This window comes from Aliidiomarina taiwanensis (genome assembly GCF_003987015.1).
In the GTDB taxonomy this organism is placed as follows: Bacteria; Pseudomonadota; Gammaproteobacteria; order Enterobacterales; family Alteromonadaceae; genus Aliidiomarina; species Aliidiomarina taiwanensis.
Window position 1 is genome coordinate 119,065 of record NZ_PIPQ01000006.1, and the last position, 9,136, is coordinate 128,200.

10 protein-coding genes and 2 tRNA genes are annotated in these 9,136 nt (G+C 46.1%); 1 reads left to right on the forward strand and 11 read right to left on the reverse strand.

All coding sequences use genetic code 11. The features are described from left to right. Positions 1–9: 9 nt before the first annotated feature. From CWE15_RS09685 to ybgC, 11 genes are all read right to left on the reverse strand, one after another. A complete protein-coding gene (locus CWE15_RS09685; protein WP_126757889.1) occupies positions 10–858 on the reverse strand; it encodes an SDR family oxidoreductase in 849 nt (282 codons plus the stop codon). A 5-nt stretch (positions 859–863) separates the two neighbouring features. After that, positions 864–1,898, reverse strand: coding sequence for a quinolinate synthase NadA (gene nadA / locus CWE15_RS09690; protein WP_126757890.1), 1,035 nt, complete (start codon positions 1,896–1,898; stop codon positions 864–866). 97 nt (positions 1,899–1,995) lie between these two features. After that, positions 1,996–2,071: transfer RNA gene (locus CWE15_RS09695), tRNA-Lys, on the reverse strand. Between the two features lie 21 nt (positions 2,072–2,092). After that, a tRNA-Lys gene (locus CWE15_RS09700) sits at positions 2,093–2,168 on the reverse strand. A 179-nt stretch (positions 2,169–2,347) separates the two neighbouring features. Beyond that, complete coding sequence (gene ybgF / locus CWE15_RS09705) at positions 2,348–3,076, reverse strand: tol-pal system protein YbgF (RefSeq protein ID WP_126757891.1); 729 nt, start codon at positions 3,074–3,076, stop codon at positions 2,348–2,350. A 24-nt stretch (positions 3,077–3,100) separates the two neighbouring features. Next, positions 3,101–3,652 carry a peptidoglycan-associated lipoprotein Pal gene (pal, locus tag CWE15_RS09710; protein ID WP_126757892.1) on the reverse strand — a complete coding sequence of 184 codons (552 nt, stop codon included), beginning with the start codon at positions 3,650–3,652 and terminating at the stop codon, positions 3,101–3,103. 61 nt (positions 3,653–3,713) lie between these two features. Next, entirely contained in the window at positions 3,714–5,066 is a 1,353-nt protein-coding gene (tolB, locus tag CWE15_RS09715) for a Tol-Pal system beta propeller repeat protein TolB (RefSeq protein WP_126757893.1), read from the reverse strand. Positions 5,067–5,081: 15 nt separating this feature from the next. After that, a complete protein-coding gene (gene tolA / locus CWE15_RS09720; protein ID WP_126757894.1) occupies positions 5,082–5,957 on the reverse strand; it encodes a cell envelope integrity protein TolA in 876 nt (291 codons plus the stop codon). 1 nt (position 5,958) lies between these two features. Continuing rightward, positions 5,959–6,390, reverse strand: coding sequence for a protein TolR (gene tolR, locus CWE15_RS09725; protein ID WP_126757903.1), 432 nt, complete (start codon positions 6,388–6,390; stop codon positions 5,959–5,961). 2 nt (positions 6,391–6,392) lie between these two features. Continuing rightward, positions 6,393–7,100, reverse strand: coding sequence for a protein TolQ (gene tolQ / locus CWE15_RS09730; RefSeq protein ID WP_126757895.1), 708 nt, complete (start codon positions 7,098–7,100; stop codon positions 6,393–6,395). Then, complete coding sequence (gene ybgC, locus CWE15_RS09735) at positions 7,090–7,488, reverse strand: tol-pal system-associated acyl-CoA thioesterase (protein WP_126757896.1); 399 nt, start codon at positions 7,486–7,488, stop codon at positions 7,090–7,092. Before ybgC ends, tolQ begins: the two co-directional genes overlap by 11 nt. A 492-nt stretch (positions 7,489–7,980) precedes the next feature. On the opposite strand from ybgC, the gene CWE15_RS09740 reads away from it, so the two are divergent. After that, complete coding sequence (locus tag CWE15_RS09740; protein WP_126757897.1) at positions 7,981–8,871, forward strand: DNA ligase; 891 nt, start codon at positions 7,981–7,983, stop codon at positions 8,869–8,871. Positions 8,872–9,136: the final 265 nt, after the last annotated feature.

The window sequence follows — 9,136 nt, forward strand, 5'->3', positions numbered from 1 at the left end:
GCATTATAGTTATGGTGGAGTTAGTAGTTGACTGTAGCCTTGTTTGAAGCTTGGATATGTAAACTCAAAGCCTAAAGACTTTAGCTTATCATTAGAAATTCGCTTACTTCCGCGGGCCGGTATTGAGCTTGTCTTTTGTTTGGATTCAACACTGATACCCAATTGCTCCGCGAGCCACAATACTACATCTCGCTGAGCTACAGGTGTATCATCCGATAAATGAAGAATCTCCATTCCAGTGACTTGTTGGCGTTGCATTAGCAGGTTGATAGCTCTGGCAATATCATCCGCATGGATCCGATTTGTCCAGCCTTGATGAAGCTTAAATTGCCCTGTGCGGACCGAGTCTATCAAACGTGTACGTCCAGGACCATATATACCTGAGCACCGCATTATATACCCAGTGTAACCACTGGCTAGCAATGCTTGTTCACAAGCCAACAGGACCATGCCAGAAAAGCCAGATGGGTTCGGCTGAGTTTCTTCGTTAACCCAGTCGCCCCCAGCGTCGCCAAAGACGCTCGTGCTCGATACAAAGTAAATCTGGGGATGATAGTTCTGCAAGGCGGATAGCGCCTTTAATAACGCTTGAACAGGCTCTAAATAGCCTTGCCGGTAGCCCTCTTCAGTAAAGTCTGTAGGGATCATGGAAATAATGATGGTGTCAGGCTTTTGCAAAAGCCAGCGGCGCCATGCTTCTACTTCGCGCCCATCACCTTGTACAAAACTTAATGACTCAGCGCCAGGATCAAGAACGGGGCTACGACGAGCCCCGATCACTGAATATCCGCTTGCGATAAGCAAGGGCGCTGTGCGCTGGGCGATATCACCAAATCCAACCCACAACACAGAAGACATATAGATTACTTCACCGAGAAGTTCAGCATACGGTCGAGAGGTTTTAATGCCTTCTCTGCTAACGCTGCATCTACATGAATCTCATGTGCTTTACCGTCACTGCTTAACGCCTGTTCGATGGCCGCTAAACCATTCATGGCCATCCAAGGGCAGTGTGCACAACTGCGACATGTTGCTCCGTCGCCACCTGTTGGTGCTTCAAGGAATGTTTTTTCCGGCGACAATTGCTGCATTTTATAGAAAATGCCTTTGTCGGTAGCAACAATGAATTTCTCGTGCGGTAGTTCCTGGCTCGCTTTAATCAGCTGTGACGTTGAGCCCACAGCATCTGCTAACTCAACAATAGCCGCCGGCGACTCTGGGTGAACCAATACTGCCGCATCAGGATGCTGTTCTTTCAGCTGTACTAGCGCACGAGATTTAAATTCGTCATGCACAATACAAGCTGCATCCCAAAGGACCATATCAGCCCCTGTTTGCTTATTTATATAGTCACCTAGATGTTTATCTGGTGCCCAGAGAATTTTCTCGCCCTGGCTGTCCAAGTGTTCTACAACATCAAGCGCAATACTTGACGTAACAACCCAGTCTGCACGCGCTTTTACGGCAGCAGAGGTGTTTGCATACACAACAACGGTGTGCTCTGGGTGCTTATCGCAAAATGCGGAAAACTCTTCTGGCGGACAACCTAAGTCAAGTGAACAGGTTGCCTCAAGTGTTGGCATAAGAACACGCTTGTTGGGTGTTAAAATCTTGGCGGTTTCGCCCATAAATTTCACACCAGCTACAATCAAGGTGTCTGCTTCATGTTGTGCGCCGAACCGAGCCATTTCAAGTGAGTCAGCAACACAACCACCCGTCTCTTCGGCTAAGGCCTGAATTTCTGGGTCTGTATAGTAATGCGCAACAAGCACTGCGTTGTGCTCTTTTAGAAGCGCTTTTATACGCTCACGCGCGGCTAGTTTCTCCGCATCTGACAAAGGGGCAGGTTTTGGAGGAAACTCGAACTCAAACGTATTAATAAACTGTGATTGTTCCATAAAATTCCGACCAGTTAACTTCAATGAGCCACATGGCTAAGATGAATTTGTATTATACCGTGAATAAACGTGAGGCGCACTTTGATTCTTGCGAGGTTGGTGGGTCGTGCTGGATTCGAACCAGCGACCAATTGATTAAAAGTCAACTGCTCTACCAACTGAGCTAACGACCCAACCTAAGGTGAGTTTGGAAGTGGTGGGTCGTGCTGGATTCGAACCAGCGACCAATTGATTAAAAGTCAACTGCTCTACCAACTGAGCTAACGACCCACTTCCAAATTTGCTGCGTGTATTACCACTGGGCAACGGCGGCATAGTTTACTGAAAAAGCTGACTCATGCAACATAAATTATCGCAAAACTGCACTTTTTTTTCGACTTTCACACCAATCGCACACATTCTAAGCAGTTAGTAGAAAATACCAACAGCAAGCAACTTTATATTAACACTCAATTGCTTAGTGACTGTAACTGACGCGTAGCCATTCCTGACTCTGTTGAATTCGGGTATTCACGATTCACTTGTTCAAAAAAACGTCTTGCAGCTGTGCTGTTCCCTTCTAAAGCAGCAATCATACCAAGCTTCAAAATACAGTCAGCTCGTTTTGTTGAGTCTGCATGATTCGAGACGACAGTACTAAAGTGGCTTTTTGCTTCGGTATAGTTCTGCTGAACATAGAAGAGTTGCCCTAACCAGTAATGGGCATTTCCAACATATTCGGAGTTTGGATTATTTGCTATGTAACGTTGGAACTCCGGTATGGCTTGATCATAACGTTTTTCTTCAAGCACCAGTCGTATCGCGCGGTCGTAGCCAGTTTCTGCATTGCTTGTGTCTGCATTAAAAACGTCAGCTTCATCGTACCTAGCGCTATCCATGCCCGTTGATTGAGGCTCTGCAAGCCTACGCTCAATCTCTTGGTAAAGATCGCGCTGACGCTCTAATATTTGCTCAAGCTGGTTTGCATGACTTTCGGTAATGCCACGAAGCTCACTCACTTCACGCTGCAAGCTATTAAGTTGCTGCAAAATACGTGCTTGCCCTGCCTGGCGTGCTTCAAATGCCCTCTCTAAGCGATCAACTCGCTGCGCAACAGACTCTGCCTGGCTGTAAGCATTTGTTGATGCCAAACAACCAAGTGTGAAAGCGAGTGCGGTAACCGTTACCTTAAGTTTCATACTCCCAGCTCCTGCTGTTTATGTTTAGTATACTAATACAGCGCGTCTGTTTTGTGCCCAAGCGCGCTCATTGCTTTGACGGACAACTGGCTTCTCTTCACCGTATGAAACCATTGTCATTTGTCCTGCGCTTACACCTAAGCTCTGCAAATAGTCTACAACCGACTTTGCACGACGCTCACCTAACGCGATGTTGTACTCAGGTGTACCACGCTCATCGGTATGCCCTTCAATAACAACTGTCATGGATGGGTTACGAACAAGGTAATCTGCATGCGCAGCTAAAATTTCTGCGAATTCGCCACGAATACTTGCATTGTCAAAGTCAAAGTAAATCACTCTTTCTTGACGTAAGTCAGCATAACGTTGACGTTTTTCTTCCCGCTCTTGCGCTCGCTGTTCTGCTGGCGTCAAAATACGGTCTGCAGCGCCCGTTTCTACTCCTTGGCCTTGCTGGGCTTCAGAGGTAGTTGCTGCACTTGTGCCGCTAGCATCATCAGAGGTTGAGCTACAAGCAGCCAGTGTCATTGCACTGATAGCAAGTACGGATGCTCTAACTAATGGTGAAAACTTCATTTGGATTTCCTTTTATTTCTAGGTCAAGGGTATCAATCGAAAAGATACCATGTTTCTACATTTATAGGAATGGTGACCAAGCGGGGGCTTTTACGTCGCCTGCTCGCGACGGTAAGCGCGCTTGAAAACGCCCATCCATTGATACAAGTGCCAACACCTGTTTGTTACCGTGCATCGTGCTGTAAATGATCATACTACCATTTGGCGCAATGCTTGGAGACTCATCTAAGCTGGTTTGCGTTAAAGGGTGAAAATTCCCCGTCGGAAAGTCTTGGCGAGCTATATGGTAAGCACCGGCATCGCGGTTCACCATAACCAAGCCTTTACCATCAGGAGTGACTACCCCACCCAAGTTTGAACGCCCATTGAAAGTAATGCGGCGGACTTTCGCTGTGTCTAAATCAACCCGGTACACTTGCGGTAAGCCACCACGCTCAGATGTGAATACTAAGGACTTGCCGTCCGGAGTCCATTTTGGCTCTGTGTCTATTCGCCAATGGTTGGTAATTTGCTTCAACTCACGTGTAGCTAGGTCCATCACATATATATCAGGGGCACCATTTTTCGACAATACCATCGCCATTTTGCTACCGTCTGGCGACCATGCGGGCGACCCATTAATACGTGGAAATGACGTCAGCTTTTCTCGCTCCGTTGTATAAATATCTTGAATATATATTTCAGACCGTTTGTTCTCAAAGCTAACATACGCAAGTTTAGTACCGTCCGGAGACCATGCAGGGGACATCAAAGGTTCAGGAGAGCGTAATAGCACCCGTGCGTTCTCTCCATCATAATCCGACACAATCAGCTGGTATGGCCGTTCAGCACCCTTCTCTACAAATATATAAGCTACACGCGTTAAAAATGCACCGCGCTCACCCGTTAATGCTTCGTACACCACATCGGAAATACGATGAGCGTATTGTCTAAATTGTGAAGCGAGTACGACCGAGGTGCGGCCATCAAGAATATGGTCCTGTTCAGATACCAGTCCTTCATCTTCAATATATTGGCTAAGACCACCGGTAATCTGACCACGCAAAGGGTCAATCAGCTGATAACTTACTTCATAACGGCCGGCAGCAAACTGAGACACAGTCCCAACTAATACAGCCTCTACGCCTAACCGCGCCCATTCAGAGTAGTCATTGATATCTGCATCGTTCGCAGGTCGGCTTGGTAATTGCTCTATGGCGATCGGCTTAAAACGACCACTGCGAATTAAGTCGGAACTGACCACCTCAGTAAAGTTATATGGGGCTTCGCCAGCACCGGTCCACGCAAAAGGCACAATCGCAATGGGCCGCGCGCTATTGGTACCTTCGGTAATGACAATTTCGAGATCAGCTTTGCTCTCAATAGAGAACAAACTCGATACTAATATAGCAAAAATAACAACTAAGCGTTTCATGCCTACTCCACTACTTTATAAATTTGGTTCTACGCGTAAGGTAAAGTTACTTAGCTCACGATAAACATCAGTATCTTGCGAAACTGGTAAGCTACCGGCCCTAAGAACAGCGGCCCGAGCTGACTCACAAACAGCGCGATCGCCATCACCCATTTGGACATTCGTAACAAACCCATCTCGGGCAATGCTTATCCGTAATACACAAGACTTTCCACTCATGGAAGGCTCAGTAAGCCAATTGCGTTGAATGGTTTGCTGTATTAACGCTTTAAACCTATCCACTTCACTATTCACTTGTCGCATGCGTTCCCGCTCGCGAGCTTGGCGCTGACGTTCAGCTTCTTCCCGCATTTGTCTTTCAAGCTCAGCTTGCTGACGGGCGGCTTCTTCTCGTCGACGCTCTTCTTCTAAACGCTGTTGACGCTCAGCTTCTAGGCGAGCTTCTTCTTCCCGTTGCTCTTGCAAGCGCCGTTCCGCTTCTTGCCTTACTCGTTCAAGACGTTCTGCTTCAGCGCGGGCTTCAGCTTCTTGCTGTGCTTTTTTCCTTTCAGCTTCTTGTGCAGCTGCTTGGGCCCTGCGCGCCTCAGCCTGCTCGCGCTCTCGGCGTTGACGTGCTTCACGTGCGCGCGCCTCTAACGCAGCAACCCGTTGTTCTTCTAGTCGTTGTGCTTCTGCGCGCTGCTGTTGTATCTTCTCTATTTGCGCTTCAACGTCAGCACTATCTATGGTAACCGCCTCAATTATTTCAATATCTGGCTCTTCACTGTCCACTTCAAAGGTGGTTAGTTTTGGTGGGTTAAAAGTCACACTAACAATAGCTATGCCTACAATAGCCACATGTAAAATAACCGACTTAATGAGTGCAAACCGTATGCTACCTTTCGTTGCCATACTAAGACTCCGCCGGCTCGGTCATTAAACCCACGGAAGGGACACCAGCACCTTCCAACAACACCATCAATTGAATGACTTTCCCGTACTCTACGTTTCTGTCGCCACGCACCACAACAGGTGTTTCAGCGTTCAATTGAATATGAGCGGCAACCGCAACAGCTAGGTCTACTGGAGACATTTCCACAGCCGGCTTACCGTCTTCACTTAAATAGTACACACCGTCTTTATTGACAGAAGCAACGAGGGGCAATGGCTTATCATCGGAAAGTGGCTTGGCTTCCGCTTTAGGTAGCTCTACTTCGACTCCTTGGGCTAGTAAGCCAGAAGTAACCATAAAGATAATGAGTAAAACAAGCATAACGTCGATATACGGGACGACGTTAATTTCGCTCATCGGTTTACGCTTTCGGCGTTTCACAAAAGGTTCCATCATTACGCCTTTTCTCCCTTAGGCGTAACAGGAGCTACCACAGCTGCTTGTCGCTGCAAGATAGAAGTAAACTCTTCAGCAAAGTTAACGTAAGCATTGTCTAAAAGCTCTACGCGGTAGGCGAACCGGTTATAGGCCATCACTGCAGGAATCGCTGCGAATAAACCCATAGCGGTAGCAACAAGTGCTTCTGCAATACCCGGTGCTACAGCCTGCAAGGTGGCCTGTTGAACATCGCTTAAGGAAATGAATGCATTCATAATACCCCAAACGGTACCAAACAAACCGATATAAGGGCTGATAGAGCCAATAGTCGCTAAGACAGAAAGGTTACTTTCTAACAAATCTACCTCACGCGAGTGGGCTACGCGCATAGCTCGCTGAGAACCGTTTAAAATAGCACTGGCATCTGACTCTTGGTGCGAGCGTAAGCGTGCAAACTCACGGAAGCCTGCGTGAAATAAATTTTCAATTCCTTCTTTCCTTTCCCCTTTCGCTGACACTTCTTTGTACAGCTTTGCCAAATCAACCCCTGACCAGAATCGACTTTCAAATGCACTGGTGGTTTTCTTCGCTTGTGTCAGCACTTTATGGCGCTGAAAAATAAGCGCCCAAGATAGAATGGACATGGCCACTAGCACAGCCATGACAAATTGAACAACAAGCCCAGCTTGGAGAAACAGGTCAAAGAAAGAAAGATCAGATTGCACTACGTATAACCTCTAAAATTGAACGTGGAATGGCTACAGGCTGCATTGCGTTAAGATTAACACAGGCAGCTAAAACATGAGCTTCACAAAGTAGGTCGCCATTTTTCCGACGCACTTGCTGTTGAAACATAACCGATGCATTGCGTAACCTAGTTACTGTACAGCTTACTTCAAGTTCGTCATTAAAGCGTGCCGGGCTAAGTAAATTTAAGTCAACTTTACGAACAACAAACCCAACTCCCTCTTCTAAGAGTTGGCACTGCTCTACACCTAAACTACGTAACCATTCCGTACGCGCCCGTTCAATGAACTTCAGGTAATTTGCATAGTAGACGATGCCGCCAGCATCAGTATCTTCATAATAAACTCTAACGGGCCAAGTATACATATGTGTAAAGCTCCTTTGTATATTCATTTACTTAATTAAAGCGAGTAATAGCTACAAATCAGCACTGTTTAAATATCAGCCTAAGAATTAGTTATGCTTTACAAACTTTATATCGAGTTCAGTTACATAATTATCAATGACTTACAATGTGTATCAAAGTAAAATCGGTAAATAAAAGACGATCACAATTAATTAACGCATTAGTTATATTTATCTGAATGCCTATTAAATCTCGCTTGAATTAGGATCGTGGATCTCTATAATACCCTCATCTTCAGAAAGCAGTTTGTTAACCAAATTTGAAAGGTTGTCGCTTTTCATGGTGTGCATGCATTTAAATTGCTTCAACTTCTGAATTTACTTCCTCCTTGTTGTTGTTACATTTTGCCCGCTCACTTGAGCGGGCTTTTTTTTGTCCGCAAATGCGCAATTCACTAGATAACCGCCTAAACATGACTAATTTTATTCATCCGACTGCCATGAGGAAACAACATGTTTGGTTTAACCACAAGTTTAATTTTTAATAGTATATTTGGCTATGCAACTGAAGCCAACGGAAAGGCTGCAGTCCCTACTCAGCTAGGCTCTTCTGTGAGTCAAATGCAGCAGTTAACGCTCATGCATGGTATAAGCTTTGAATCACCAGTCAATGTTAGCCAGTACTATGTGAGTGAGAAATTAGATGGGGTGCGTGCATATTGGGATGGAAGGCATTTATGGTCGCGCACAGGCCTACTTATCAAAGCACCGGAAGCCATAACACGTGAATTACCAGCTGTCCCTTTAGACGGTGAGTTATGGTTAGGGCGAGGGAATTTTGGAACCATGTCAGGCTTAATACATAGTAACAATCCAAGCCAAAGTTCATGGGATCAGGTCTCTTTTGCTATATTCGATTTACCCAGTCATGGTGGCAACTTTGCCGAGCGATATGAAGCACTAAAACATTTGTTTCCGCTCCCAGAATACCCATCTCAAACTTATCCCGTGTTCGTCATACCACAAACAACGCTCTCAAATGAGCAGCAGCTCTTGGACTATCTAGCAGAGGTGGTCAAGCAAGGCGGCGAAGGACTCATGCTGCATAAGCAATCGAATGCCTACACTTTTGGGCGAACGTCGAATGTGCTCAAATTAAAGCCGGCGTATTATTCATCTGCAACCGTTATTGGCTACAAGCCTGGCTCAGGTAAATATGAAGGTAAAATAGGTGCGTTGCATGTAAGAAACACTCAAGGAATAGAGTATTACGTTGGTAGTGGTTTAACCGACAACTTACGTGAGACTCCACCAGAGATAGGTAGCCTAGTGTGTGTAAAACACAGCGGTTTAACAGTAAACCAAAAACCACGATTTCCACGGTACAGTAAACTCTGCGAGTAAATTTTACGGCAGGCGGTGCCTGCCCTACGGCGACACAATAACCAACGGTAGGTAAGGCATCGCCTTACGTTGCACGCGCGTATATTTGTATAGGAAGGTTTGGAGGGTCGTTACATTTCAACGGCAGGCGGTGCCTGCCCTTGTATCTCTCAAGGTGACGTGTTTAGCTAACATTTCACCAGTGGAGTAAGTGAGGCTGAGCCTGCCCTTAGTCATAAAGACTGTAACGTAGATTGGCCCCTTACTCCATGTCCTCATTCAAACT

Bases quoted from the DNA above. Each gene is read 5' to 3' on its own strand.
- CWE15_RS09685 (WP_126757889.1), bottom strand. From the start codon at position 858: ATGTCTTCTGTGTTGTGGGTTGGATTTGGTGATATCGCCCAGCGCACA.
- nadA (WP_126757890.1), bottom strand. From the start codon at position 1,898: ATGGAACAATCACAGTTTATTAATACGTTTGAGTTCGAGTTTCCTCCA.
- ybgF (WP_126757891.1), bottom strand. From the start codon at position 3,076: ATGAAACTTAAGGTAACGGTTACCGCACTCGCTTTCACACTTGGTTGT.
- pal (WP_126757892.1), bottom strand. From the start codon at position 3,652: ATGAAGTTTTCACCATTAGTTAGAGCATCCGTACTTGCTATCAGTGCA.
- tolB (WP_126757893.1), bottom strand. From the start codon at position 5,066: ATGAAACGCTTAGTTGTTATTTTTGCTATATTAGTATCGAGTTTGTTC.
- tolA (WP_126757894.1), bottom strand. From the start codon at position 5,957: ATGGCAACGAAAGGTAGCATACGGTTTGCACTCATTAAGTCGGTTATT.
- tolR (WP_126757903.1), bottom strand. From the start codon at position 6,390: ATGGAACCTTTTGTGAAACGCCGAAAGCGTAAACCGATGAGCGAAATT.
- ybgC (WP_126757896.1), bottom strand. From the start codon at position 7,488: ATGTATACTTGGCCCGTTAGAGTTTATTATGAAGATACTGATGCTGGC.
- CWE15_RS09740 (WP_126757897.1), top strand. From the start codon at position 7,981: ATGTTTGGTTTAACCACAAGTTTAATTTTTAATAGTATATTTGGCTAT.